This window comes from Allochromatium humboldtianum (genome assembly GCF_013385175.1).
Classification (GTDB): Bacteria; Pseudomonadota; Gammaproteobacteria; order Chromatiales; family Chromatiaceae; genus Thermochromatium; species Thermochromatium humboldtianum.
In genome coordinates, this window is the sequence record NZ_JABZEO010000006.1 from 77727 (window position 1) to 103783 (window position 26057).

General features: G+C 64.6%; 18 protein-coding genes. 13 read left to right on the forward strand and 5 right to left on the reverse strand.

From position 1 onward, the window contains the following. Positions 1 to 101 precede the first annotated feature (101 nt). The 4 genes from HW932_RS10430 to HW932_RS10445 all read left to right on the forward strand — a co-directional run bounded on the left by HW932_RS10430 (position 102) and on the right by HW932_RS10445 (position 4091). Positions 102 to 1256, forward strand: a complete 1155-nt coding sequence (locus tag HW932_RS10430; protein WP_176976431.1) for a 5-(carboxyamino)imidazole ribonucleotide synthase — start codon at positions 102 to 104, stop codon at positions 1254 to 1256. Next, positions 1253 to 1768, forward strand: a complete 516-nt coding sequence (gene purE / locus HW932_RS10435) for a 5-(carboxyamino)imidazole ribonucleotide mutase (protein ID WP_176976432.1) — start codon at positions 1253 to 1255, stop codon at positions 1766 to 1768. Before HW932_RS10430 ends, purE begins: the two co-directional genes overlap by 4 nt. A gap of 77 nt (positions 1769 to 1845) precedes the next feature. Further along, a complete protein-coding gene (locus HW932_RS10440; RefSeq protein ID WP_176976433.1) occupies positions 1846 to 2883 on the forward strand; it encodes a PilT/PilU family type 4a pilus ATPase in 1038 nt (345 codons plus the stop codon). Between the two features lie 53 nt (positions 2884 to 2936). Further along, the gene (locus HW932_RS10445; protein WP_176976434.1) at positions 2937 to 4091 is read left to right on the forward strand and encodes a PilT/PilU family type 4a pilus ATPase; all 1155 of its coding nucleotides are present in this window, start codon (positions 2937 to 2939) and stop codon (positions 4089 to 4091) included. Between the two features lie 9 nt (positions 4092 to 4100). On the opposite strand, the gene HW932_RS10450 is transcribed toward HW932_RS10445, so the two are convergent. Genes HW932_RS10450 through HW932_RS10465 form a run of 4 tightly spaced genes read right to left on the reverse strand, consistent with a single transcriptional unit; the run spans position 4101 to position 12788 of the window. Continuing rightward, on the reverse strand, positions 4101 to 5174 hold the full coding sequence (locus HW932_RS10450) for an HD domain-containing phosphohydrolase (protein ID WP_176976435.1): 1074 nt from the start codon (positions 5172 to 5174) through the stop codon (positions 4101 to 4103). A gap of 53 nt (positions 5175 to 5227) precedes the next feature. Beyond that, positions 5228 to 6463: a PP2C family protein-serine/threonine phosphatase gene (locus HW932_RS10455; RefSeq protein ID WP_176976436.1), complete on the reverse strand. Its 1236-nt coding sequence runs from the start codon at positions 6461 to 6463 to the stop codon at positions 5228 to 5230. A 55-nt stretch (positions 6464 to 6518) separates the two neighbouring features. Further along, the gene (locus HW932_RS10460) at positions 6519 to 8756 is read right to left on the reverse strand and encodes a methyl-accepting chemotaxis protein (RefSeq protein WP_176976437.1); all 2238 of its coding nucleotides are present in this window, start codon (positions 8754 to 8756) and stop codon (positions 6519 to 6521) included. 57 nt (positions 8757 to 8813) lie between these two features. Beyond that, positions 8814 to 12788: a response regulator gene (locus HW932_RS10465; protein ID WP_176976438.1), complete on the reverse strand. Its 3975-nt coding sequence runs from the start codon at positions 12786 to 12788 to the stop codon at positions 8814 to 8816. 125 nt (positions 12789 to 12913) lie between these two features. Between HW932_RS10465 and HW932_RS10470 the strand changes: the two genes are divergently transcribed. From HW932_RS10470 to HW932_RS10510, 9 genes are all read left to right on the forward strand, one after another. Next, positions 12914 to 14542 carry a thiamine pyrophosphate-dependent enzyme gene (locus tag HW932_RS10470; protein ID WP_176976439.1) on the forward strand — a complete coding sequence of 543 codons (1629 nt, stop codon included), beginning with the start codon at positions 12914 to 12916 and terminating at the stop codon, positions 14540 to 14542. A gap of 14 nt (positions 14543 to 14556) precedes the next feature. After that, positions 14557 to 15042 carry a 2-oxoacid:acceptor oxidoreductase family protein gene (locus HW932_RS10475; protein ID WP_176976440.1) on the forward strand — a complete coding sequence of 162 codons (486 nt, stop codon included), beginning with the start codon at positions 14557 to 14559 and terminating at the stop codon, positions 15040 to 15042. Between the two features lie 86 nt (positions 15043 to 15128). Continuing rightward, positions 15129 to 16466 carry a phenylacetate--CoA ligase family protein gene (locus tag HW932_RS10480; RefSeq protein WP_176976441.1) on the forward strand — a complete coding sequence of 446 codons (1338 nt, stop codon included), beginning with the start codon at positions 15129 to 15131 and terminating at the stop codon, positions 16464 to 16466. 22 nt (positions 16467 to 16488) lie between these two features. Further along, positions 16489 to 16926 carry an ACT domain-containing protein gene (locus HW932_RS10485; protein WP_176976442.1) on the forward strand — a complete coding sequence of 146 codons (438 nt, stop codon included), beginning with the start codon at positions 16489 to 16491 and terminating at the stop codon, positions 16924 to 16926. A 17-nt stretch (positions 16927 to 16943) separates the two neighbouring features. Then, positions 16944 to 18263 carry a phenylacetate--CoA ligase family protein gene (locus HW932_RS10490; RefSeq protein WP_246296772.1) on the forward strand — a complete coding sequence of 440 codons (1320 nt, stop codon included), beginning with the start codon at positions 16944 to 16946 and terminating at the stop codon, positions 18261 to 18263. A 53-nt stretch (positions 18264 to 18316) separates the two neighbouring features. Continuing rightward, entirely contained in the window at positions 18317 to 19114 is a 798-nt protein-coding gene (locus tag HW932_RS10495; RefSeq protein ID WP_176976444.1) for a DUF4412 domain-containing protein, read from the forward strand. Between the two features lie 213 nt (positions 19115 to 19327). Further along, positions 19328 to 20302 (forward strand): TAXI family TRAP transporter solute-binding subunit, encoded by a 975-nt coding sequence (locus tag HW932_RS10500; protein WP_176976445.1) that lies wholly within the window; start codon positions 19328 to 19330, stop codon positions 20300 to 20302. A 106-nt stretch (positions 20303 to 20408) separates the two neighbouring features. Further along, on the forward strand, positions 20409 to 22613 hold the full coding sequence (locus tag HW932_RS10505) for a TRAP transporter permease (protein WP_176976446.1): 2205 nt from the start codon (positions 20409 to 20411) through the stop codon (positions 22611 to 22613). A 75-nt stretch (positions 22614 to 22688) separates the two neighbouring features. Next, positions 22689 to 23156: a universal stress protein gene (locus tag HW932_RS10510; RefSeq protein WP_176976447.1), complete on the forward strand. Its 468-nt coding sequence runs from the start codon at positions 22689 to 22691 to the stop codon at positions 23154 to 23156. A gap of 47 nt (positions 23157 to 23203) precedes the next feature. Here the strand turns inward: HW932_RS10510 and HW932_RS10515 are convergent, their stop codons facing one another. Further along, positions 23204 to 25906, reverse strand: coding sequence for a mechanosensitive ion channel domain-containing protein (locus HW932_RS10515; RefSeq protein ID WP_222932309.1), 2703 nt, complete (start codon positions 25904 to 25906; stop codon positions 23204 to 23206). Positions 25907 to 26057 lie beyond the last annotated feature (151 nt).

Sequence of the window (26057 nt, forward strand, 5' to 3'; positions counted from 1 at the left end):
AACGCCACATCTCGGTCCACAATGCCGCACAGTTCGCCCTCGCCGTTCCAATCCGAGCGGCGGGGCTTCCCAATTTTCCGAATAACCCTGATCATTGCTCCATGGACGTATTCCCCCTACCCCTTGCCCGGATCGGTATCATTGGCGGCGGCCAGCTCGGCCGCATGATGGCCAAGGCCGCCAAGCGCCTCGGCTGCACCTGCGTGGTGCTCGATCCGACTCCCGGCTCGCCGGCCGGTCAGGTCGCCGGTCATCAGATCGTCGGCAACTATCATGACGCGGCTAGGCTGCGCGAGCTGGCCGAGTCCTGCGATGTCATCACCTTCGACATCGAGGACATCGACACCGAGACGCTCATCCAGCTCGAACGCGAAGGGCACCGCATCCATCCCTCGCCCCGCGTGCTGGCGCTCATCCAGGACAAGCTGACCCAGAAGCAGGCGCTCGCCGCCGCCGGCATCCCGACGGCCGAGTTCGTGCCCATGCCCGAACCGACGCCCGAAGCCTTCGCCGCCTTCGGCTATCCGCTGGTGCAGAAGGCGCGACGCGGCGGCTACGACGGGCGCGGCGTCTCCATCCTCAAGTCGGCCGAAGACTACCCGCGCCATCTGCCCGTGCCCTCGCTGCTCGAACGCTTCGTGCCGGCCGCCAAGGAGCTGGCCGTGGTGGTCGCGCGCGGACACGACGGCGACTGTCGCTGCTATCCGGTGGTCGAAATGGTCTTCCGCCCCGGCGAGAACGTGCTCGACCTGCTGCTCGCCCCGGCGCGCATCGCCCCCGAGACCGCCGAGGCCGCCGTGGCCCTGGCCGTGCGCACGGTCGAGACCCTGGGCGGCGTGGGCATCTTCGGCGTCGAACTGTTCCTGACCGAGTCGGGCGAACTCCTGGTCAACGAGGTCGCCCCCCGCACCCACAATTCCGGCCATCACACCATCGAGGCCAATGTCACTGACCAGTTCGAGCAGCATCTGCGCGCCGTGGTCGGACTGCCGCTCGGGTCGACAGATCAGCTCTCGCCCGCCGCCATGATCAACCTGCTCGGCGCCCCCGAGCATCGCGGCCGTCCGGTCATCAAGGGCATGGCCGAGGCACTGGCCATCTCCGGCGTCTGCCTGCACCTCTACGGCAAGGCCGCGACCGCACCCTACCGCAAGATGGGCCATGTCACCGTGCTCGATCCGGACATCGCCATGGCCGAACACAAGGCGCTCCAGGTGCGCGAACTCATCGAAATCTCTGGGGAGGACCACCCATGAGCCAATCCAAACAGCCAGCCGGCCCGCTGGTGGGCATCATCATGGGCAGCGACTCGGATCTGCCGGTCATGCGCGAGGCGGCGGCCATCCTCGACGAGTTGGGCGTGGCCTATGAGATGACCATCGTCTCGGCCCATCGCACGCCGCAGCGCCTCTACGACTATGCTCAAACGGCCGTCGAGCGCGGTCTGCGGGTCATCGTCGCCGGCGCCGGCGGCGCGGCCCATCTGCCGGGCATGGCGGCGGCCATCACGCCGCTGCCGGTCATCGGCGTGCCGATCAAGACCTCGGCGCTCTCGGGTCAGGATTCGCTGCTGTCGATCGTGCAGATGCCGGCCGGTGTGCCCGTGGCCACGGTCGCCATCAACGGCGCCAAGAACGCCGGCATCCTGGCCGCGCAGATCCTGGGCAGCGCCGATACCGTGCTGCTGGAGCGGGTCGCCCAGTACAAGCGCGATCTGGAGTCGATGGTGATGGACAAGGTCGCGCTCCTGGAAGGCGGCGCGCTTTGATGCGAATTCGTAACAGGTTCTGAGCCGCGTCCGCGACGCGAACGCGGCCCGCCAACGGTGGCGTAACAGGAGGACTCGTGGACATCGCCGAACTGCTCGCCTTCAGCGTCAAGAACAATGCCTCGGACCTGCATCTGTCGTCCGGGCTGCCGCCCATGATCCGGGTCGACGGCGACATGCGCCGCATCAATGTTCCGCCCCTGGAACATCGCGCGGTCCATTCGCTCGTCTACGACATCATGAACGACAAGCAGCGCAAGGACTACGAGGAGTTCCTGGAGACCGACTTTTCGTTCGAGATCCCCGGCGTGGCACGCTTCCGCGTCAATGCCTTCAACCAGAAGCGCGGCGCGGGCGCCGTCTTCCGCACCATCCCCTCCAAGGTGCTGACGCTCGAGGATCTCAAGGCGCCCAAGAGCTTCAAGGACATCATCGACGTCCCGCGCGGGCTGATCCTGGTCACGGGGCCGACCGGCTCGGGCAAGTCGACCACGCTCGCGGCCATGGTCGACCACATCAACGACAACAAGTACGAACACATCCTCACCATCGAGGATCCGATCGAGTTCGTGCACGTCAGCAAGAAATGTCTGGTCAACCAGCGCGAGGTGCACAAGGATACCCTCGGTTTCAGCGAGGCCCTGCGCTCAGCCCTGCGCCAAGACCCGGACATCATCCTGGTCGGCGAGATGCGCGACCTGGAGACCATCCGTCTGGCCCTGACCGCCGCCGAGACCGGCCATCTGGTGTTCGGCACCCTGCACACCACCTCGGCGGCCAAGACCATCGACCGCATCATCGACGTCTTCCCGGCGGCCGAGAAGGACATGGTGCGCGCCATGCTCTCGGAGTCGCTGCGCGCGGTCATCTCGCAGACCCTGCTGAAGAAAACCGGCGGCGGACGCATCGCCGCGCACGAGATCATGATCGGCACCCCGGCCATCCGCAACCTCATCCGCGAGGCCAAGATCGCCCAGATGTACTCGTCGATCCAGACCGGACAGGCGCATGGGATGCAGACCCTGGATCAGAATCTCAAGGAACTCCTGGGCAAGGGACTCATCGCCCGTCAGGACGCCCGCGCCAAGGCGCAGAGCAAAGAGGATTTCACCTGAGCGACGAGTCCCGGCCATCGACCGCCCCTCATCGCATCGAGCGAGGTTGACACATGGATCTGAAGCGCGCGCTGGAACAACTCTTGAACGCCCTGGTCGAGAAGAAGGGTTCGGACCTCTTCATCACCGCCGGCTGGCCGCCCACCGTCAAGATCGACGGCACCCTCTACCCCGCCACCAAGCAACCGCTCACGGCCGAACAGGCGCGCGGCATGGTCTACGACATCATGAACGAGCGCCAGCGCGCCGAGTTCGACGACACCAAGGAGTGTCAGTTCGCGCTCGACCGCGCCCCGCTCGGACGCTTCCGTGTCAGCGCCTTCGTCCAGCGCGACGCGGTCGGCATGGTGCTGCGGCGCATCGAGACCCGCATCCCGACGCTGGAGGAACTCAAGCTGCCCTCGGTGCTGCGCGATCTGGCCATGACCAAGCGCGGTCTGGTGATCTTCGTCGGCGCCACGGGCACGGGTAAGTCGACCTCGCTCGCGGCCCTGATCGGCTATCGCAACCATCACAGCTCGGGTCACATCATCACGGTCGAGGATCCGATCGAGTACGTCCACGAGCACGACGGCTGCATCATCACCCAGCGCGAGGTCGGGGTCGACACCGAGTCCTTCGAGGTCGCACTGCGCAACACACTGCGCCAGGCCCCGGACGTCATCCTGATCGGCGAGATCCGCACCCGCCAGACCATGGAATACGCCATCACCTTCGCCGAGACCGGCCATCTGGTGCTAGCCACCCTGCACGCCAACAACGCCAATCAGGCGATGGACCGCATCATCAACTTCTTCCCCGAGGAATCGCGCAACCAGATGCTCATGGACCTCTCGCTCAACCTCAAGGGCGTCGTCGCCCAGCAGTTGGCGCCGCGCAAGAACGGCCAGGGCCGACGCGCGGTGATCGAGATCCTGATCAACACGCCGCTGGCCGCTGACCTCATCCGCATGGGCGAGGTGCACAAGCTCAAGGATCTGATGAAGCGTTCGGGCGAACAGGGCATGATCACCTTCGATCAGGCGCTGTTCAATCTCTATCAGGAAGGCGAGATCAGCTACGAGGATGCTCTGAAATACGCCGACTCGGCCAACGAGGTGCGGCTGATGATCAAGCTCCAGAGCGGCATGACACCGAGCAGCGCGACGGATCAGAGCATCGACGCCATGAGTCTGGTCAGGGACGAAGATCCCAGGAACAAACGCTGAACGCGCTGCTCAGGGCACAGGATCGGCGAAACGTTCGCGGATCTCCAGGATCTCGGGGACGAGACTGAGGAAGACCTCCATGATGCGCGGGTCGAAATGCTTGCCCGATTGCCCGCGCATCCACTCCAGCGCCGCCTCCACCTCCCAGGCCGGCTTGTAGGGACGCACCGAGGTCAGGGCGTCGAAGACGTCGGCCAGCGCCACGATGCGTCCCGACTCCGGAATGTCTTCGCCCGCCAGCCCGAGCGGATACCCGCCCCCATCCCATTTCTCGTGATGACTCAGGGCGATCTCGCGTGCCAGTTGCAGCAGTTCGGAATCGTCGCCGCCGAGGATATCGCCGCCGATGGTGCTGTGGGTCTGCATGATCCGCCATTCCTCGGGCGTGAGCGCGCCGGGCTTGAGCAGGATGCTGTCGGGGATGCCGATCTTGCCCACGTCGTGCATGGGACTGGCATGCAGCATGATCTCACAGCGATCTTCGTCCCACCCAAGATGACGGGCCAGCAGGGTCGAGGTGTGGCTCATGCGCAGGATGTGCTGGCCGGTCTCGTTGTCGCGATACTCGGCGGCCCGCCCCAGACGCTGGACCACCTGCAACCGGGTCTCGCGGATCTGGCGCGTGCGCTCGTAGACGATGCGTTCGAGCATGTCCTTCTGATCGTGGGCCATGCGATGGGCCAGTTGCACATCGAGCATGTTGCGCACCCGGGCGGCGACCTCGGCCTGATCGAAGGGCTTGCCGATGAAATCGCTGGCGCCCGCTTCCAGCGCGCGTAATCGGTAGTCGCGCGAGCGCAGCGAAGTGAGTACCAGGATGGGCGGCGTGAGCGGATCGGCGAGCGCGGCCAGCTGCTCGATGAGATCGAATCCGCTCAGGCCCGGCATCTCGATGTCGAGCAGGATGAGATCGGTCGGCGCCTGCCGGTAGACCGCCATGAATTCATAGGGGTCTTGAACGAGCACGATGTTCGAATAGCCCGCCGCCTGGAGCAGACGCTCCATCAGGACGAGGCTGACGCGCTCGTCGTCGACGACCAGGATCCTGGCGGTCTTGCGGCACAGTGTATCGACTCTAGCCATAGACTTTGTGGTCCCGCTGATGGAGGACAGGATCGTTGACACGGCCCGGATGCTCAGGTTCCGGACGGGGCGTGCAGCACAGTGATATCGAGCGGAATCTCCATCACGGCCACGTCATCGGTCTGCTCGGTGCCGGCGCAATGTGCATCGAAGGCCTCCATCAGGCTCGGAAGGATGGGCGTTCCGGGCTGCCACCCTTCCAGCAGCCCGCGCAGACCCGTGTCGACGAACATCCGGTCATGCCGATCGAGCGCCTCGAACAAGCCGTCGCTCATGAGCAGCAGACGATCGCCCGCTGAGAGTTCCACGCGCCGCATGACGGGGTCATGCAGATCGGGCAGGATGCCGAGCGGCAGTCCATGTGAGGGCAGCTCGACCAGATCCGTGGCGGTGCGCAGATGGGCCGCCGGCATACCGCCGTTCCACCAGGACAGGGTGTCGCCGCGTCCGGAAATCGAGATCAGATAGGCAGCCATGAAACGCTCCGTCGGCAGGAGACGATAGAGCTTGTGGTTGAGCTCGGTGAGCAAGGCCACATCGTCGAAGCCCTTGGTCGTCATGGCATGGAAGGTGTCGGCCACGGGCAGGGCGCCGACGGTCGCCGCCAGTCCATGGCCGGTGAAATCCCCCAGGAGAATCCGCAGGCCGCCATCCGGAAGATAGTGCATCAGCACCAGATCGCCATTGAAGATGGTGGCCGGTCGCTCGACGAGTTCGATGGCGGGGACGTGCGCATTGTAATGCTTGACGGCCTGACTCCAGACACGCTCGGCGAGCTGTTTCTCCTCCTGATCGCGCTCCAGCAGGGTCGTGAGCTGGCGCTGCTTGACGGCGAGTGCGCGCTGCAGATCGCGCACGCGCTCCATGGCCAGGACGCGCGCCCGCAGCCGCGTGAGGGTGAAGGGCTTGGCGAGGAAGTCGTCGCCTCCGGCCTCGATGCAGCGCAGCAGACACTGCTCGTCCTTGACCGCCGTCAGGAAGATCACGGGCACGAAGTCGTCTCCGGCCAGACGCTTGATCCGGATGGTGCTCTCCAGACCGTCCATCTCGGGCATCAGGACGTCCATGAAGACGATGTCGGGACGCTCGCGCTCGAAGATCTCCAGGGCCTCGCGGCCGTTGGAGGCTTCGAGCGTGCGGAAGCCTTCCTTGACGAGCATCAGTCCGAGCAGACGACGATTGGACGCCTCGTCGTCGACGATCAGGGCGAGGCCGCGCTCACCGGCGTCGGCGCCGATCGGATCCGGTGACACGGGGGCGCGCGCCGGCACGGGAAGCGGCAGACTCATGGATGCACCGCCAATGTCGCGTTAACCATGATCGTGCGCAACCGCTGCACCGGACTCAGAATTCCGCCCATTCGTCTTCATCGGGCTTCGACGGCGGGCGCGCGTGGCCGGCCTTGGGCGCCGCCTTGCCGGGCTTGGCGACGGCGGTCGACTTACTGTGCGCGACAGGCCGGACGGGCGTCCGCGCCTGGCCATGCTCCTGGCCGACCTTGAACACCGAGACCACCTCGGCCAGGGTGCGGGCCTGATCCTCCAGCGCCTCGGCGGCGGCGGCCGCCTCCTCGACCAGGGCGGCGTTCTGCTGCGTCACCTCGTCCATCTGGGTGATGGCCTGGTTGACCTGCTCGATGCCGGTGGACTGCTCGACCGAGGCGGCCGAGATCTCGGACATGATGCTGGTGACGCGGTTGATCGACTCGACGATCTCGGTCATGCGCGTGCCGGCCTCGTTGACCTGCTCGGTGCCCGAGTCGACCTTGGAGACGCTGTCGGTGATCAGGGTCTTGATCTCCTTGGCGGCGTTGGCCGAGCGCTGGGCGAGACTGCGCACCTCGGCGGCGACCACGGCGAAACCGCGCCCCTGCTCGCCAGCGCGCGCCGCTTCCACGGCGGCGTTGAGCGCCAGGATGTTGGTCTGGAAGGCGATGCCGTCGATGACGCCGATGATGTCGGCGATCTTCTTGCTCGACTCGGAGATGGCGGCCATGGTCTGCACCGAGGCATCGACCACCATGCCGCCTTTGACCGCGACATCGGCCGCCGAGATAGCCAGTTGATTGGCCTGACGGGCGTTGTCGGCGTTCTGCTTGACGGTGCTGGTCAGCTCTTCCATGGAGCTGGCGGTCTCTTCCAGCGAGCTGGCCTGCTCCTCGGTGCGCTGGCTGAGATCCTGGTTGCCGGTGGCGATCTCGCCGGAGGCGGTGTTGATGGTGTCGACCGCCTCGCGGATGCGGAACACCACGTCCTTGAGGTTGCTGACCGTGGTGTTGACGCCGGCCTTGGTCTCGCCGAAGAGTCCCGGATAGTCCTTGGTGATGGTCTGGGTCAGGTCGCCGTCGGCCAGCGCTTGGGCGACGCGCATCACGTCTTTGAGGCCAACTTCCGTGGTGTCGGAGAGCTGGTTGAGCAACTGCGCGATTTCACGCGCGAAGCCCTGCTTGCCGGCCAGATCGAGCTTGATGCTGAAGTCGCCCTGATTGGCGGCGTCGACGATGCCGCGGATCTCGGCGACCACGGCGGTCAGGGCCTTGACGGTGCCGTTGACGCCGTTCTTGGTCTCGCCGAAGAGTCCGGGATAATCGCGGGTGATGGTCTGCGACAGATCGCCGGCGGCCAGGGCGTTGGCCACGCGGGTGACGTCCTTGAGTCCGACGTCGGTGGTCTCGGCCAGTTGGTTGAGACCCTCGCTGATCTCCTTGCCGAAGCCCTGCTTGCCAGCCATGTCCAGACGGCGGCTGAAATCGCCCTGGACGGCGCCGCGCACGATGCCGTCGATCTCGCCGACCAGTTGCTTGAGGTTCTCCTGCATGACCTTGAGCGAGGCAAGCAGGCTGGTGGTGTCGCCGGCCTGGGTCTGGATGCTGTGCGAGAGATCGCCGTTGGAGACGGCCAACACCATGGTGGCGGCATAGTCGGGTTCGCCGCCGAGCTGACGCAGCAGACTACGGGCGATCCAGACACCGATCCCGGCTCCGACCAGCAGCGCCACCACGGCCAGGACGATCAGTTGCCAGGTCGCCGATGCCGCCGCCTGCCCGGCCGCGGCCCCGCGATCAGTCATCAGCTGGGTCTGGTAGTCGATGAGCTCGTTGATGGCCGCAATATAGGTATTCTGACGATCACGAATGGAGCCGAGCAACAGATTTTTCGCCTCGACCTGACGGCCCTCGCGCACCAGATTCAGGAAGCTCGTCTGCAAACCGACATACTGTTCACGGGCCGACTCGACAGCCGACAGGCGCTCGACGCCCTCGGGCGAGGTGATGGTCCGCTTCAACTGCTCGAGATTTTCCAGAATCTTGGCTCGCGCCTGCTCGACTCTCTCGACTTCACCCCGAATGGCGCCAGCCTCATCGAGAATGAGCGTGTTGCGCATCGCACGCGCAATGATGTTGATGTTGTCGACGATGGCGTTGGACTGAACCGTCTTGGGGAAATAATCGTCGACGACGGCATGGATGTCGTTGTTGATCTGGTTGATCCTGAGGATGCCGATCAGGGCCACCACGCCCAGCAGCAGCAGGACGGCGCCAAACCCCAGCCCCAGTCGCGTCGAAACCTTCAGATTGCCCATGTTGTTGTTCCCGATGATCTATGTTGATTCCGGTCGTGCATCGAAACGGATACGGCTTCAGGATGCCTGCGTCCAGTCGACCAAAAGGGCGCGTAACCCTTCGAATTCATGCTCCATGAGCGACACCAGACGCTCGACCTCGGCCGGCGAGATGCCCTGCTCGGCCAGATCCTCTAGTGTAGACGCCAAGCCATGCAAACAAGGGGCCGAAACATTGGCCGCCAGACCCACCAGACTGTGGGCCTTGCGCCGGACCTCGACCTGATCACCCGACTCCAGGGAGGCGCGTAACTCATGGAGCCGCGCCGGGGCATCCAGCAGGAACTGTTCGATGACCTCACAGGCGATGCCGCGATCTCCCAAGACGCGCCCGAGCATGTCGTCGGCGTCGAAGGAAACGATGTCGGACCCGGAGCCACTCCCCGGATCGAGTGTCTCGCGCGGCACGTCCGCCTCGAGCGGGTCGACACGACTGTCTCTATGAATGAGGTGCTCGGCAATGATCCGGCTCAATTCGTGTGGTTGCACCGGCTTGGAGATATAGGCATTCATGCCGGCGTCCAAGCAGCGTCGCACGTCGCCCGGCATGACGAGCGCGGTCATGGCCACGATCGGAACATGGGGATCGAGCACCCCGACCTCGCCGCGCCGGATGAGACGTGCCGTCTCGAAGCCGTCCATCTCGGGCATCTGGCCATCCATGAGTACCAGATCGTAACGGGTGCGTGACAAGGCTTCCAGGGCTTCCAGACCATTGCACGCGATGTCCGGCCTAGGATAACCGAGTTTTTCCAGGATGCCACGCGCGACGATCTGATTGGTCGGGTTGTCGTCGACGAGCAGGAGGCGTGCCTCGGGGTGAGCCGGGCGCCCGATCCCATGCAGCAGACCCGGCCCGACGGGCGGCGCCAGCTCCAGCACGGGCCTCTCGCGCCCCATGACCCGCAGCAGACACTCGCGCACCAGATGGCGGCGCAAGGGCTTGGTGATATAGCCGGCGAAATCGCCCGATTCGAGGTGCGCGTTGTCCTCGCGTTTGGCCAGCGCGGTCAGCAGGATGAGCCGGGTGTCGCGGATCTCGGGTTCCTGTTTGATGAGCCGCGCCAGTTGTAGACCATTGGGGTCGGGCATACGCAGATCGATCAGGGCGACATCGAAGGGCACACCGGCCCGCGCGGCCTGATGCAGGGCGCGCAGCGCATCGCCGGCACGGCCCGCCACGGCGACCTGACAGCCCCAGGAACGCAGCAATGCCGCAGCCTGGGCGCGATTGTCCTGGTGGTCGTCCACCACCAGCACCCGGACGTCGTCGATGCCCTCCTCGCGCGCCCGATACTCGATGGCGCTCTCCGGCGAACACTCGAACTCGGCCGTGAACCAGAAGCGCGATCCCTGGCCAGGCCGACTCTCCAGACCGATGTCGCCGTTCATCAACTGCGCGAGCTGCTTGGCGATGACCAGCCCCAGCCCGGTGCCGCCGAAGCGGCGCGTCGTCGAGCTGTCGACCTGATTGAAGGCCGTGAACAGCTTGCCCAACTGATCCTCGGGGATGCCGATGCCGCTGTCGTGCACCTCGAAACGGACCAGCGCCCGCCCCGCCTCGGCCCGCACGAGCGAGAGCTGGATGCCGACCTCGCCGTGCTCCGTGAACTTGATCGCGTTGCCCATGAGATTGACGATGACCTGGCGCAGATAGCGCGGATCGCCAAGCACGGCGGTCGGCGCCTCGGGGGCGATGCGATAGGTCAGTTCCAGATCCTTCTCATGGGCGTTGAAGGCCATCATCTCCAGCACCTCCTCGATCAGGAGACGCAGATCGAACTCCAGGCGCTCCAGCTCCAGCTTGCCGGCCTCGATCTTGGAGAAGTCCAGGATGTCGTTGATGAGCGCCAGCAGGTTCTCGCCGCTGTCGCGCACGATCTCGGCCAGCCGGCGCTGCTCGGGATCGAGTTCGGTGTCGAGCAGCAGGCCCGTGATGCCGATGACGCCGTTCATCGGGGTACGGATCTCGTGGCTCATGTTGGCCAGGAACTGGCTCTTGGCCTGAGTGGACGCCTCGGCCTGGGCCAGCGCGCGGTCGAGTTCCTGATTCTGGATCTCCATGCGGCGCGCGTACTGCTGGAGCTGCTGTTCGGCGAGCTTGCGCTCGCCGATGTCCTTGACGCCGCCATAGAGCCGGCGTCCGCCGCATTCGTCCATCAGGCACTGATTGATGATCTCGACCCAGGCCGAGCTGCCGTCGCGCCGGCGCAAACGCAACTGGCAGCTCGAGATCGAATTCTCATTCAAACCGGCCTGGTGGCGGTCGAACAGCGAGCGATCCTCCAGCACCACCAACCGCCGCCAGGTGCCCATGGCCAGGATCGACTCGCGCGTATGGCCAGTGATGGACTCGACGGCGCCATTGAGCCAGTCGAGCTTGTAGCGATCCGGGGCGACCTCGATGCAGGAATAGACGATGTCGGACATCAGCATCGACAGACGCCGGAAGCGCGATTCGTTCAGACGCAGCGCCTGCTCGGCCCGGCGTTGACGCACGGTGCGCCAGATGGCGTTGGCCAGGAGCTGCACGCTCTCGATATCGAGTTCGCTGTAATCGCTCGCCTTGTTGCCGACGCCGGCCAGCATACGAACCAGACCGCCCTCGATCACCGGAATGGTCAGGAAGCGCTGGAGCGGGGCGTGGTCCGGCGGCAGGCCGCACTTATCGGCGAGTGCCGGATAGTCGTTGCAGGTGATCGGGCGACGCCGACGCAGGGCATCGGCCCAGACGCCGGCCTGGCTGATCGCATAATGGATGGCGTTCGGCGGTAACTGACAACCACTGTCTTCGACGGTCGCCTGTGACCAGGCGACCAGCTCGATGGTCTCCTGATTCGGGTTGACCAGATGGATGAAACCCATGAGGCTGCCGGTGAGCGATTCGGCCAGCGCCAGACCGTGCTGCATGAAACCGACCTCATCGCGTTCGTCGGCGACCTGGGGCAGTTCCAGCAAGGCCTCGGCGCGCCGCTTCTGCAAGTCCATGAGCAGTTCGCTCTGCTTGCGGTGCGTGATGTCGCGATTGACGCCGCGCCAGCCCTGATGGGTTCCGTCGACGTCATAGACCGGGCGGCAGACGTGCTCGATCCAGCGCTGACCGCCGTCGGGCCGGCGCAGACGCAGCTGCAAGCGAACGTGCGGAGACGGGTCGCTGGATCTGGATATTTCGTGCTTGTGCTCCAGCCATAGAGGCCGGTCGTCGGGATGGATCAGGCGATCCATGAGCCGGGGATCGGCCATGAAGTCGTCGGGCGTGTGGCCGCAGACCAGTTCGCACGCCGGCGAGACATAGAGATAGCGCCGATCCGGCCCCAGCCAGTAGTCCCAGTCGGCCGAATAGTCGGCCAGCATCCGATAGCGGGTCTCGCTGTCGCGCAGACGCGCATAGGCGGCATGGATCTCGGACTCGTGACGCAGACGCTCGGTGAGATCGACGATGGAGCAGACGAGGTGATGATGGTCGTCCTCGTCCTCGGCCGGCACCCGCACCACATGCAGCTCGCCGGTGAACTGTCCGGCCTCCGTGGTGAGGAACCGGATCTCGGGACAGTGCGCCTCGCCGTCGTCCCAGGCGCGTTGCAGGGTGTCGTCGAGCGTCCCGTCGGATTCGCGCGCGACCAGTCGCGGCAGATAGTGCTGGCGCTTGTGCTTCTCGCGCAGTACGAACAGCCGGTCGCCGGCATGGTTGGCCATCAGGATCAGGCCATGGCGGTCGACCACCAGGATCGGCTGGGGGACGCCGTAGAAGAGCGCCGTATAGCGGTTGGCGATGCGCTCGACCGCCGTCTGGGCCTCGTGCAACTCGATGTTCTGCAGTTCGAGTTCGGCCTGATAGATGAGCAGGTTCTCGGTGAGTTCGGACAGGTCGATCTCGCCGCGCGCCAGACGCCGTTCGGCCCATTCGAGGTCGCCGCGATCGAGTGCCTGGCGGGCGCGCGCCTGGACCCTGGGCCAATCGGAAGAGGTCGGCGGCTTGGAGGAAGAAGTCATGGCCTGATCCTGAACGCGACGAATGAACCGCTAGTTTAGAACAAGAGCGCTTCGGGTTGCTGTCGTCAAGCTGCACGGCGGATAATGCGGGCGTCCTATCCCGAGAACGAGAGCGACCAGAAACGATGACTGTAGAACGACTTCTATTGAGTGGCGACGATGCCGTCGCGCTGGCGGCGCTGCACGCCGGAGTCCGTCTGGGGACGGGATACCCCGGTACACCCTCGACCGAGATCCTGGAGACCTTCGACCAGCTCGGCGGTCACGCGCAGTGGTCGCCGAACGAAAAGGTTGCGCTCGAGGTCGGCATCGGCAGCGCCTTCGCCGGTGCGCGCACCATCGTCACCATGAAGCACGTCGGGCTGAACGTGGCCGCCGATGCGCTCTTCACCGCCGCCTATACCGATGTCGCGGGCGGTCTGGTGGTGGTCTCGGCCGACGACCCCGGCATGGCCTCCAGCCAGAACGAGCAGGACAACCGCCACTATGCGCGCGCCGCCGCGCTGCCGATGCTGGAGCCGAGCGATTCACAACAGGCCTATGATTTCACCTGGCTGGCGTTCGAGATCTCGGAGCGCTGGAAGATCCCGGTCATCCTGCGTCTGACCACGCGCATCTGTCACGCCAAGACCGTGGTGCGTCCGCGCCCGGCGCTCCAGACCCTGCCCGAGCCGAGTTTCAAGCGCGACGTGCCGGCGCGGGTCATGATCCCGGCCTATGCCAAGCCGGCGCATCTGCGTCTGCGCCAGAAGCTGGCCGAGATCGCGGCCTGGAACGAGGCCGAGGGGCCGTTCGAGATCCATGAGGGGGACGGCCAGCTCGGCATCATCGCCACCGGCATCGGCGCCATGCACGCTCGCGAGGCCGCGCCAGGAGCCAGTCATCTGAGCTTCGGTCTGACCTATCCGCTGCCGATCGAGCGCATCCGCGCCTTCGCCGACCGGGTCGAGCGTCTGGTCGTGATCGAGGAAGGCGACCCGGTTCTGGTCGACGCCCTGCGTGCCGTCGGTCTGCCCGCCGAGGGCAAGCCCGAGATGTACCGCTTCGGCGAACTCAACGTCGAGCGCGTGCGCCGCATCCTGGCCAACGACACCAGCCCCGAGGCCGTACCGCCCAAGGGCAAGCCGCCCGAACTCTGCCCCGGCTGCTCGCATCGCGGCGTCTTCGAGACCCTGCGCGATCTCGACTGCATCGTCTCCGGCGACATCGGCTGCTATACGCTCGGCGTGCTGCCGCCCTTCTCGGCCATGGACACCTGTGTCTGCATGGGCGCGAGCATCGGCGTCGGTCTGGGTCTGCGGCATGTGCTGCCCGAGGAGCAGGCGCGGCGCGTGGTCAGCGTCATCGGCGACTCGACCTTCGTGCACTCCGGTCTCACCGGCCTCGCCGAGATGGTCTACAACCCGCCGCCGACCGGCCATCTGGTGCTGATCCTCGACAATGGCACCACGGCCATGACCGGCCAGCAGGAGCATCCGGGCACCGGGCGTCTGCTCGACCATTCGGCCACCAATCTGCTCAACTTCGAGGAGACGGCGCGCGCCATGGGCGTGCAGAACGTCCATGTCATCGACACCACCTCGCTCAAGGACGACTCGCTGCGCGATCTCATCACGAACCTGCTGGCGCGTAACGAGACCTCGCTGATCGTCACCCGTCAGCCCTGCGTGCTCGCCGCGCCCAAGATCCGGCTCTACGAGAAGGCCAACGCCGAACAGCAGGCCGCGACCTGCGCGGCGGATCTGGTCGATTGAGGAATTAGAGAACGATGAAAGTCAAGAACGTAGTCATCGCCGGACTCGGCGGTCAGGGCGTGCTCAAGGCGTCCGATATCCTGGCGGACGCGGCCTTTCGCGCCGGCTTCGACGTCAAGAAGAGTGAACTGCACGGCATGAGCCAGCGCGGCGGCTCGGTGAGCAGCGACGTGCGCTATGGCGAGGGTCTCCTCAGTCCCATGGTCCCGCCGGGCGAGGCCGATGTGCTGGTGGTTCTGGAAGAGACTCAGGTCGAGATCAACCGTCCGACGTTGCGGGCGGGGGGGGTGCTGATCGCCCCGGACGTGCTCGCCCCCGAGGCGCTCAAGAACAAGAAGAGCCTCAACGTCGCCCTGCTCGGCGCGGCCTCGACCGTGCTCGACATCGCCGACGAGCACTGGATCGCCGCCATGCACGCCAATCTGGCCGAGAAGCTGCACACGCTCAACGAGCAGGCGTTCGAGATCGGACGCGAGGCGGCACGCGCGCGCGCGGCCTGAGCTGAGAGGCCGGATGGGCATCGCGTTCGCGCGGCCCATCCCACGCCTCCCCCTTCTACAACCGACAACGCTTTACCGAGGCCCTCATGCTGAAAGAGCTTTGGAACGACGCCGAGGGCGGCTTCCATCCCGCGAGCGCCCCCGATTTCCTGCCCCAGACGGCGCTCAAGGAAGTCCAGTTACGCCGGTTGCGTGCCGTGGTCGCGCGCGCCTATGCCAAGGTCCAGCTCTTTCGCGAGCGTATGGACGAGCGCGGACTGACGCCCGAGTCGATCCAGTCGCTCCAGGACATCCGTCACCTGCCGTTCACGGTCAAGACCGACCTGCGCGACACCTACCCCTTCGGACTCTTCGCCAGCCCCATGAGCGATGTGGTGCGGCTCCATGCCTCATCCGGCACCACCGGCAAGCCGATCGTGGTCGCCTACACGCGCGAGGACGTCGAGGTCTGGTCCGAGGTCATGGCGCGCACCTTCGCCTCCTGCGGCCTGCATCGCGGCGATATTTTGCAGAACGCTTTCGGCTACGGACTCTTCACCGGCGGACTGGGCGCGCACTATGGCGGCGAGGCGCTGGGCGCGACCGTGATCCCGATTTCGGGCGGCAACACCGACCGCCAGATCATGCTCATCCGCGACTTCAACGTCACCTCACTCTGCTGCACCCCGAGCTACTTCACGCACATGGTCGAGCGCGCGCGCGAACTCGGCATCGATCTGCGCGAACTGCCGCTGCGCGTCGGCATCTTCGGCGCCGAACCCTGGACCGATGGGATGCGTCATCACATCGAGGCCGAGGCGGGCATCAAGGCGTATGACATCTATGGTCTGTCCGAGATCATCGGCCCCGGCGTGGCCGCCGAATGCTCGGCCCAGGACGGTCTGCACGTCTTCGAGGATCACTTCTATCCCGAGATCATCGATCCCGACACCGGCGAGCCGCTGCCCGACGGCGAAGAAGGCGAGCTGGTCATCACCACGCTGAGCAAGAAAGCGATGCCGATGATCCGCTATCGCACGCGCGACATCACCTCGCTCATCACCGAACCCTGTTCCTGCGGACGCACCATCCGCCGCATGCGGCGCATCGGCCGGCGCTCCGACGACATGTTCATCATCCGCGGCGTCAACGTCTTCCCGTCGCAGGTCGAGGCCGCGCTCATGGCCGTCGAGGGCACGCTGCCGCACTATCAGATCATCCTCACCCGCAAGGGCGGCATGGATCGCATGGCCGTCGAGGTCGAGGTGACGCCCGAAGTCTTCAGCGACAGCATCCGTGGACTGGAAGACATCCGCGCCCGTCTGGCCCAGTCGATCGAGCGCATCCTCGGCATCCGGGTCGAACTGCGTCTGGTCGAACCGCACACCATCGCGCGTAGCGAAGGCAAGGCCAAGCGCGTGATCGATCGGCGCAACGAAGGTTGATTTCTCAAGCGAGCACACGCCTATGAAACTGCAACAACTCTCGCTCTTCCTGGAAAACCGCCCCGGACGGCTTGAAGCCCCGCTGTCGGCCATCGCCGCCGAGGGCATCAACATCCTCACCCTGTCGCTGGCCGATACGGCGCAATTCGGCATCCTGCGTCTGATCGTGCGCGACTGGGAGAAGGCCAAGCGCGTGCTGGAACAGGCCGGCTGGGTGGTGAATCTGACCGAGGTGGTCGCCGTCGACGTGCTCGACCGTCCGGGCGGTCTGGCCGAGGCGCTGCGCATCCTGGAAGACGCCGACCTCAACATCGAATACATGTACGCCTTCTCGCTGCGTCGCGGTGACAAGGCCATCCTCATCTTCCGCTTCGAGGATCCGGATCGCGCGATCCAGGTGCTGACTGAAAAGGGTCTGCACGTGGTCGATGGCGAGGAGTTGATGTCCTTCGTCCCATGATGTCAGTGAATTCAACGATGACGAATCAGGCCCATCCGATGTGGGATCGGGCCGCTGAAACGATGCCGCGCGCCGAGCGCGAGGCGCTGCAACTCGAACGTCTGCGCGCCCAGGTCGAGCGTGCGCGGCGCGTGCCCTTCTATCGCGACATCCTCAATCATCGCGAACTCGGGCCGCACAGCATCCGCTCGCTCGACGACGTGCGGCGTCTGCCCTTCACCACCAAGGACGACATGCGCCGCCAGCATCCGCTGGGTCTGCTCGCCGTGCCGCGCAAGGAACTGGCGCGCATCCACGGCTCCTCCGGCACCACCGGCAAGCCGACCTTCGTTGGCTACACCGCCAACGATCTCCAAACCTGGTCGGATCTGTGCGCGCGCTTCCTGGTCGCTGGCGGACTGCGGCCCGAGCACACGGCTCAGGTCGCCTTCGGCTACGGGCTTTTCACCGGCGGCTTCGGTCTGCACTACGGCATCGAGAAGGTCGGCGCCGCCGTCATCCCGGTGGCCGCCGGCAACACCCGCCGCCAGCTCGAGATCATGCGCGATCTCGATCCCGAGGTGCTCATCTGCACCCCGAGCTATGCCCTGACCATCGCCGACACCGCGCGCGAGATGGGGTTGGAGCCGCGTGCCCTGCCGATCCGCATCGGACACTTCGGCGGCGAGCCCTGGACCGAGGACATGCGCCGCGAGATCGAGGAGCAGCTCGACATCCAGGCGTTCAACAACTATGGCCTGTCCGAGATCATCGGTCCCGGCGTGAGCGGCGAGTGCCAGGCGCGCACCGGGATGCACATCCAGGAGGATCACTTCCTGGTCGAGTGTCTCGACCCCGAGACCCTGGAGCCGGTACCCGAGGGCGAGCCGGGCGAGCTGGTCATCACCGCGCTCACCCGCGAGGCCATGCCGATGATCCGCTATCGCACGCGCGACATCGCCCGGCTCTATCGCGATCCCTGCCCCTGCGGGCGCACGACGATGCGCATGAGCCGGGTCACGGGCCGCACCGACGACATGCTCATCATCCGCGGCGTCAACGTCTTCCCGTCGCAGATCGAGGAAGCGCTGTTGCGCGTCGAGGGCACCACGCCGCACTATCTGATCGAGGTCAGCCGTCCGGGCACGCTCGACGAGGTCCACGTCAAGGTCGAGATCCATCCCGAGATCTTCTCCGATCGCATGGACCGGATGCAGGCGTTGTGCGAGCGCATCAGCCGCGAGATCCAGACCGTCGCCGGCATCCGCGCCCATGTCGATCTGGTCGAGCCGCGCAGCATCGAACGCTTCGTCGGCAAGGCCAAGCGGGTGCTCGACAAGCGTGGCCTCACGGATTGAATCGCCCGTCACCTGCCAGATCACCAGTCTCCCATCAACCCACAGGAAAACCGATGAAGCATCCCACTCTTCGTTCCGCACGGCTCGTTTCGTTCGCACTCGCGGCCCTACTGGCACTCGTGCTGGCCCCCTCCATCGCCCTGGCAGAGGAGGACGGCGTCTTCATCGAAACGGTGAATCGCAGTTCGGGACTGACCGGCGAGGCGCCGACCGAGGAAGTCAGCCAAACCTTCGTCGCCCACGGCAAGATGAAGGTCGCGAGCGCCGACCCGAACGGGACCGACATGATCCTCGACCCGGCCACGGGTGAGATGACCTTCATGAATCACGGCGTCAAGGAGTTCTACAAGATCAACGCCAAGAGCATGATGGAAGGCCTGTCCAAGCCGGGCATGGATCAGATGCGCGCCATGATGGAGCAGACCAAGGTCACGGTCGAAGCGACCGACGAAACGCGCGAGATCAACGGCTGGAACTGCCGCAAGTACCGCGTGGCCAAGACCGGCATGATGGAGATCGAGCAGGAGATCTGGGCCACCGAGGACGTGGATCTGGATCTGGACCGCTACACGGATCTGATGAGCCTGTCCGGCCCCGATGGTCTGCTAGGCGATTCCGAGGCCGGACGCGCGCAACGCGCTGAGATGGAGAAGATCAAGGGCTATCCGATCCTGACCAAGTCCAAGATGCAGCTCATGGGCACCAACATGGAGAGCGAGACCGAGGTGCGCGTCATCCGTCGCGAGCCGATGGCGGCGAGCCTGTTCGAGGTGCCGGCCGATTACAAGGAACGTGAAATGAATATGCCGGGTGCCCCGAGTGCGCATGGCGCGCCGGCCGGGCATCCCTGAATCGAAATGGAGTGAGTGCTTTGATTCGTGGCTGATGATCGAGGGAATCGATTCACCTGGGATCTTCGCCACGGACAACCCGTGATCGTCTTGCGGGAACATGAAGGCTTACAGTTTACTGCGAGCCGCCAGCAGAGGCTCGCTGCGGCGAGTCCACCTACGATTCGCACAGTTTTTCGTGTGAAGCGGTTCATTCACTGTTCGGGATAAAACATGCAAAAAACACTCAAAACCATCGTCGCCGTCGCTGCGCTGCTCAGTGCCGGTGCCGCGTTCGCTCAGGACCGTACCGACTGGCCGCGTGATTTGACCATCGGCACCGCCAGTCAGGGCGGCGTGTATTTCGTCTATGGCAATGGTCTGGCCGGCTTCATCGGCGAAACCTTCGGCATCAACGCCAGCGGCGAAGTCACCGGCGGCCCGGTACAGAATGTCACCCTGGTCCAGATGAAGGAGCACGCCATCGGCCTAGTGACCATGGGGCCGATGTACGAAGCCTGGACCGGCAAGAGTGAACTGGCCCCTGGGCTGCCGCACACCGATGTGCGCGCACTCTTTCCGATGTATGAAACACCCTTCCAGTGCGTCGCGATGCGCACCGCCAACATCAGTTCAGTCGGCGATTTGGCCGGCAAGCGCGTCAGTGTCGGCCCGGCCGGCGGCACGTCGAGCACCTACTGGCCGCGCTTTTTCGAGCACCTCGGACTCACGGCCCGCCTGTCGAACAGCGGCGCCGCCGATGCCGCGGGCCAGATCAAGGACGGTTTGATCGATGCCTTCTGTTTTGCGGCGGGCGTGCCGATCGGGGCCTTCTCGCAACTGGCCGCCGAAGCCGACGTGGTGACCTTTGCCTTCAGTGACGCCGAGCACGCCAAAATCCTCGAAGCCTTCCCGGAAGTGTCGAACTTCACGATTCCAGCCGGCACCTATTCCTCGCAAACCGAAGATCAGCATTCGGTCGCCATGTGGAACTTCGCCGTCGCACACAAGGACATGCCGGAGAGCCTGGCCTATGAAGTCACCAAGCTGGTGATGGAAAACAACGATCGTATGGTGCAGATCCATGCGAGCGCACGCGCCACCCTGATCGACAATGTCGCGAACAACGGCTTTTTGCCGTTCCATGCCGGTGCTGTGCGCTACTACGAAGAAAAAGGGGTCAGCCTCCCGCCTGAACTCAAGGACTGAACCGCCCCTCCGACATCCATCATGACGCCGGCCAGAGTCGCCGAATCCAGGGCGCTCTGGCCTTTTTCGTGAACCTTTGAACGTAGCATCGCGAGGGCTGAGCCCAATGACGCACCCGACGCCCCAAGAGTCCGGATCGGTTGAAGCGGACGACGATTTCACCATACGCGACAAAGACAATATCGCCGCCGGGGTCGATGCCGAAGTCTTTACCGCCAACCAGCGGATCTTTTCCGGCTCGCTCGGCCTGACCTTCGCGGCGGCCTGCATTCTCTACACCACGTTTCACATCTTCGTGATGAATTTCTACCCACTCGAGACATGGCTGTATCGGCTCATTCACGTCTCGGGCGGGCTTACGCTGGGCTTCATCTTTTTCTCGGCCCGCGCCTTCCCGGACGAACTCGGCCACAAACAGCCGTTTACGCCGCTCGAATGGATCCTGCTGTTACCGGCGGCGGCACTGATTTTCACCGCTTTTGGGCAAATCGTGCTGGCGATCGCCACCGGCGATCTCGTGCAAACGGGTGCGCCGAAAGACAAGATGCTGTGGACCTTCAGCTATCCGATCATCGCTGGAACCACGCTTGCGCTGCTGGTGTCCTGGCTTTCTCCGGTGCGCGACCGCGGCCGGATCGCGTTGCCGGACATCCTGCTCGCAGTCGCGGCCGTCACCGTCGGCGCCTACATCATCTCGCACGCCGAATTCTTACGCATGCGTGCGCAGGTGTTTCCTCACGTCAATGACATGTACGCCGCCATCGCCGGTATCATGCTGATTCTGGAACTGACTCGCCGACTGGCCGGCCTGGCGCTGGTGGTCATCGTCGGCGTGTTCATCGCCTATGGCTTCATCGGCCCCTGGCTGCCCGGCGTGCTCGAACATCGCGGCTATACTCCGGAACGGTTTTTTGCCTTCATCTATACCGATAACGGTATTCTCGGTCCGACCACGGCCATCTCGTCGACCTACATCATTCTGTTCATCACCTTCGCAGCCTTTCTGCAGGCCAGTCGGGTGGGCGAATATTTCGTCAATTTCGCCTTTGCCGCCGCCGGCGGTACACGAGGCGGCCCGGCCAAGGTCGCGGTGTTCTCGTCGGCGCTGATGGGCACGATCAACGGCACCTCGGCCGGCAATGTGGTGTCGACCGGCTCGCTGACGATTCCGTTGATGAAGCGTGTCGGTTACAGCCCGCAGACGTCGGCCTCGGTCGAGGCCGCCGCGTCCTCGGGCGGCCAGATCCTGCCGCCGATCATGGGTGCGGGCGCGTTCATCATGGCCGAGATCACCGGCATCGCCTATGCCGACATCGTGGTGGCGGCGGTGATTCCGGCGGCGCTCTATTTCCTGTCGATCTACTTCATGGTCGACAAGGAAGCGCTCAAAAGAGGCATGCTCGGACTGCCGCGAGAAGACTTGCCCGAATTCGGCAAACTGGCACGGCAAGCCTTTTTGTTCATCCCGATCCTGACGCTGATCGGCGCCCTGTTCATGGGCTATTCGGTGATACGCGCCGGCACCCTGGCGATGGCCGCTGCGGCCGTGGTCAGTTGGCTGACGCCGTTTCGCATGGGGCCGAAACAGATTCTCTATGCGTTCGAGATTGCCGCGCGCATGTCGCTGCAACTGGTTGCAGTGTGTGCGGCCGCCGGCGTGATCGTCGGCGTGATTGCGCTCACCGGCATCGGCACGCGCTTCTCATCGATGCTGCTCGGTCTGGCCGACCAGAACCAGCTCATCGCGCTCACGTTTGCGATGTGCGTGTCGATCATCCTCGGCATGGGCATGCCGACCACGGCGGCCTACGCCGTAGCCGCCAGCGTGATCGCGCCGGGTCTGATCCAGCTGGGCATCGAACCGCTGACCGCGCACTTCTTCATTTTCTATTACGCGGTGATGTCGGCGATTACGCCGCCTGTGGCGCTGGCGGCTTACGCCGGTGCAGCGATCGCGCAGTCGGACCCGATGAAGACCAGCGTCGAAAGCTTCAAGATGGGTCTGGCCGCCTTCGTCGTACCCTTCATGTTCTTCTATTCGGCGCCGCTGCTGATGCAGGGCGAATGGCACCAGAACCTGCATGCCTTCGTGACCGCCGCACTAGGCATTTACCTGCTCGCTTCGGGTATCCAGGGCTGGTTCTTCGGCGCGATCGGCAAGGTGCTGAGCGTCGTGCTGATGATCGCGGCATTGGCGATGATTGCCGGCGGCCTCACGTCGGATGCGATCGGCATGACGATGGCGGCGGTCGTGTTTCTGATCCAGCGCAAAATTCTCGACAAACGCGCAATGACGACGGGTTCGCCTTGAGCCGCTCTCCCCTCGCGTGAGCGGGGGGAGAAGTCCACCTCAATCGAGGCGCCGCCGAATACTCTGGAGACTCGCATGTACAAACACGTTTTCATCGCCATCGACGACAGTGAAACCTCGCAAAAGGCGCTTGACGAAGCCATTGCGGTCGCGAAGGTCCACGATGCCACACTCGAGATCGCTCATGCGATCGACGAGCATCTCGTTCATGTCTTTTACGCCGGCGGCATGACCACGACCAGCACCGAACAACTCAAGAACACGCTCGAAACCAGCGGTCGCGACGTGCTCGACAAAGCGCTCGCGAAGGCGCTGGCCGCAGGCGCCAAGGCCAAAACCCATCTCATCAAAGGCCATGGCGAACATGCCGATGATCTGATCGCCGAGGCGGTCAAGCGCTCCAACGCCGATTTGCTGGTCGTCGGCTCGCACGGCCGCCGTGGCGTGCGTCGCCTGCTGTTGGGCAGTGTGGCCGAAAATCTGGTGCGCAAGGTCGCCATCTCGGTGCTGATCGTGCGCGGCCCGAACGCCGAGTCGCACTGAGCCGGTTTGCACGCGACATATTCGATGCGGCCCCGTTAGGTCATAGCCTAACCGGCTGCACCGAGAGCCGGCGCGATCGGCGGACCACGGCGCAGGATCAGCTCCTGCGTCGGATAGGCGAAGCTGATCCCGGCCTCTTCGAACCTCTGGTGGAGATCGAGATTGATGCCCTGCTGGATGTCCATGTAGAGCCCGTAATCCGGGCTGAGCACGTAGTAGACCGTCTCGAACAGGAGCGCAAAGTCGCCGTACTCGGCGAAATGCGCCCGATCGAAGCGCGTTTGCGGCTGCGCCTCGATGGCTTCGCGCAGCATGTGCGGGATCTGCTCCAAAAGCGCACGCGGCGTCTGATAGACGACGCCGATCCGAAATACGATCCGACGTTCCCTGAACTGCTTGAAGTTGTGGATACGGCTGCTGAGCAGGTCGCTGTTCGATAGCACTACCTGTTCGCCCGAGAGACTGCGAATGCGCGTGGTCTTGATCCCGGTGTACTCGATGACGCCCACGGTATCGCCGGCCTTGACGAAGTCGCCGACCCGGAACGGCTTGTCGAGCACGATCGCCATCGAGCTGAAGACGTCCGAGAGGATGCTGTTCAACGCAAAGCCGACGGCCACACTGCCCACACCGAGCGCGCCCAGCAGTCCGGCGATCGGATACTGGAAATAGGCCATCAGCGAGACCAGCACCGTCAGCCAGATGCCGACGCGGAAGAACACCAGCATCACGCCATAGCCGGTGACGGTGGACGGATCGCGCCGCTCCTTGCGCGTGCGCTTGCGGATGAAATAATCGGCCATCGCCGCATTGGCCCACAGGCCGAGCTGGATGTAGAAGGCGACGATCAGCAGGTTCCAGAGCCAGGCCACGACCGTCGGCCCGGCGAGTCCGGATACCCGCATGGCCACATAGAAGGCCGCGATCAGCACGAACAACTGACTGGTGTTGCCCGCGACGGCTGAGAGCACCAGACGCAGGTCTCCGACATCCGTCGTTGAGTGCTGCACCTTGCGCCGGTTCAGCGCTCGGCGCGCACCCAGGCGAATCAGCGAGACGATCAGGAGCACGACCAGGAACATGGCCAGCGCCGTGATCAGTTCGCGCATCCGAATGCTCTGATCATCGATCACCAGCCATTCGGCCTCCCACCACTCGGACAGCGTCTCCTGAGCTTGCAGCCACTGGAGCGACCAGTTCTGCTCTTCGATCACGGCTTCGATCTGAGGCCGCATCCCCTGGAGCAGCGCAATCAGGGAGTCTTGCGTCTGGAGCAATTCGCGTCCGTGACGCTCGGCCAGTTCGTGCGCCGCGCTGCGCGTCTCCAGCGCCTCACGCAGCGACGTGCTGAGATCGGCTTCCAGTAAACGGCGTTCCTGGGCCAGTTGGATCGAGCGCAGTGAATTCAACCGGCTTTCGATCGCCTCCTTCTCGCGGATCGCCGTCGCCGTGTCCAGGATGTTCTGACGCAGTAGTTCGGCCAGATCGAGTTGTTCCGCGTCATGCATCAGCTGGTAGCGCTGCTCCCAGAGACGGCGCCTCTGCTCCAGGTTGGCCAGTGCCGCATTCAGGCTGTCGAGACTGGTGCGCGCGGCCGACTGCTCGGCCTGGCGGGCCAGAACCCATTCCTCCAGCGCCGTCTGGTCGGCGGTTCGATCGCTCGCGGCGAGGCGTCGACGCGCACGATAGAGGTCGGCCTCGGCCTGATCGCCCCGTTGTTGCAGGGTCTCGATCTGGGCGCGCATTCGGTCCCTGGCGCCGTCGAGTTCTTCCAGACGCGCCTGGAGGGCTTCGCGCGGCAGCTCGACCCGCGTCTGTAACGCCTCGATACGTTGCACCAGCACGGCTTGAGCCGACTCGGCGAGACGCTGTTCCAGACGTGCCGCTTCGCACGCCTGCTCGGCGGCCATGCGCTGCTGTCGGGACAGGATCTCGTTCAGGCGCGCTTCTTCCAGTGCATCGGACAGCGCTTCGCGTTCCAACGGCTGAACGTTCTCGGTCTCGGCTTGAATGAGACGATCGCGCGCTGCGCGTCGTTCGCGGACGGCGGTCGTCAGGGCATTCTCGGCGTCCGCCAGACGCTGTTCGGCGGTCGCGATCCGGGTCTCGGCGACAGCGGCGAGCGACTGATTCAAGGTCAATTCCGCCCGCGCCTGATCCAGCAGCGAGACCGGAAACGGCGGCTCCAGTGCGATGCCCTCGGTCTGTATTGCGGCGAGCCGGGCCTGACGATCGGCCAGCTCGCGTTCGGCTTCGATCAGGCGCTCGGCCAGACCGGCACGGCGCTGGACGACGCGCCTCAGCTCCTGGAGCCGCTGGCGCTGTCGTTCGAGTGCGGACAGGCGTGTTTCGCGCGCGGCCTGTTGGAGGGCGAGCGCGTCGGCGTCCATGTCCGGATCGGCGGCATCAGCAGAGGTATCCGCCATGGCTTCAGCGGTCGCGGCTTCGATCGCGGCCGTCTTCTCGGTGATCCGCGCGTCGATCAGATCCAGGGCTTTCCTGACGGTATCCGGCGCGGCCAGTGACGATGGAAACTCCGACAGGCCGACCAGGGCCGGATCGAATGCGGCGTCAAGGCGGTCGCTGTCAGGGGCGTCCTGATTGTGGTCGGACGGATCGGGGGTGGAGTCGGCTTCGGGGGCAGCGTCTGCCAAAGGCTCCGGGGCCGATTGGGTCTGGGCCTGGAGCATCCCAGGCAACAGCAGAACGAGACAGGCGAGCAGGACTCGCGGAGACAGGGCGTAAATCATAATGACAAACACGATCGGCTCGGTTGCAAGCCTGAGGATGGGTCTATCCATCGCGCCCAGGCTTGGCGGATCACAGTATGCAATCCGGCGAGTTGCCGATCAGTCTATCGTACACGAATAAGCAGCTGCAACCGCATGGGCGGCGCGGGTG

Excerpts from the sequence above, each read along its gene's own strand:
- HW932_RS10510 (WP_176976447.1), top strand. The coding sequence starts at position 22,689 with ATGTACAAACACGTTTTCATCGCCATCGACGACAGTGAAACCTCGCAA.
- HW932_RS10480 (WP_176976441.1), top strand. The coding sequence starts at position 15,129 with ATGCTGAAAGAGCTTTGGAACGACGCCGAGGGCGGCTTCCATCCCGCG.
- HW932_RS10455 (WP_176976436.1), bottom strand. The coding sequence starts at position 6,463 with ATGAGTCTGCCGCTTCCCGTGCCGGCGCGCGCCCCCGTGTCACCGGAT.
- HW932_RS10490 (WP_246296772.1), top strand. The coding sequence starts at position 16,944 with ATGACGAATCAGGCCCATCCGATGTGGGATCGGGCCGCTGAAACGATG.
- HW932_RS10500 (WP_176976445.1), top strand. The coding sequence starts at position 19,328 with ATGCAAAAAACACTCAAAACCATCGTCGCCGTCGCTGCGCTGCTCAGT.
- HW932_RS10475 (WP_176976440.1), top strand. The coding sequence starts at position 14,557 with ATGAAAGTCAAGAACGTAGTCATCGCCGGACTCGGCGGTCAGGGCGTG.
- HW932_RS10465 (WP_176976438.1), bottom strand. The coding sequence starts at position 12,788 with ATGACTTCTTCCTCCAAGCCGCCGACCTCTTCCGATTGGCCCAGGGTC.
- HW932_RS10505 (WP_176976446.1), top strand. The coding sequence starts at position 20,409 with ATGACGCACCCGACGCCCCAAGAGTCCGGATCGGTTGAAGCGGACGAC.
- HW932_RS10515 (WP_222932309.1), bottom strand. The coding sequence starts at position 25,906 with ATGATTTACGCCCTGTCTCCGCGAGTCCTGCTCGCCTGTCTCGTTCTG.
- purE (WP_176976432.1), top strand. The coding sequence starts at position 1,253 with ATGAGCCAATCCAAACAGCCAGCCGGCCCGCTGGTGGGCATCATCATG.
- HW932_RS10460 (WP_176976437.1), bottom strand. The coding sequence starts at position 8,756 with ATGGGCAATCTGAAGGTTTCGACGCGACTGGGGCTGGGGTTTGGCGCC.
- HW932_RS10430 (WP_176976431.1), top strand. The coding sequence starts at position 102 with ATGGACGTATTCCCCCTACCCCTTGCCCGGATCGGTATCATTGGCGGC.
- HW932_RS10470 (WP_176976439.1), top strand. The coding sequence starts at position 12,914 with ATGACTGTAGAACGACTTCTATTGAGTGGCGACGATGCCGTCGCGCTG.
- HW932_RS10485 (WP_176976442.1), top strand. The coding sequence starts at position 16,489 with ATGAAACTGCAACAACTCTCGCTCTTCCTGGAAAACCGCCCCGGACGG.
- HW932_RS10450 (WP_176976435.1), bottom strand. The coding sequence starts at position 5,174 with ATGGCTAGAGTCGATACACTGTGCCGCAAGACCGCCAGGATCCTGGTC.
- HW932_RS10445 (WP_176976434.1), top strand. The coding sequence starts at position 2,937 with ATGGATCTGAAGCGCGCGCTGGAACAACTCTTGAACGCCCTGGTCGAG.
- HW932_RS10495 (WP_176976444.1), top strand. The coding sequence starts at position 18,317 with ATGAAGCATCCCACTCTTCGTTCCGCACGGCTCGTTTCGTTCGCACTC.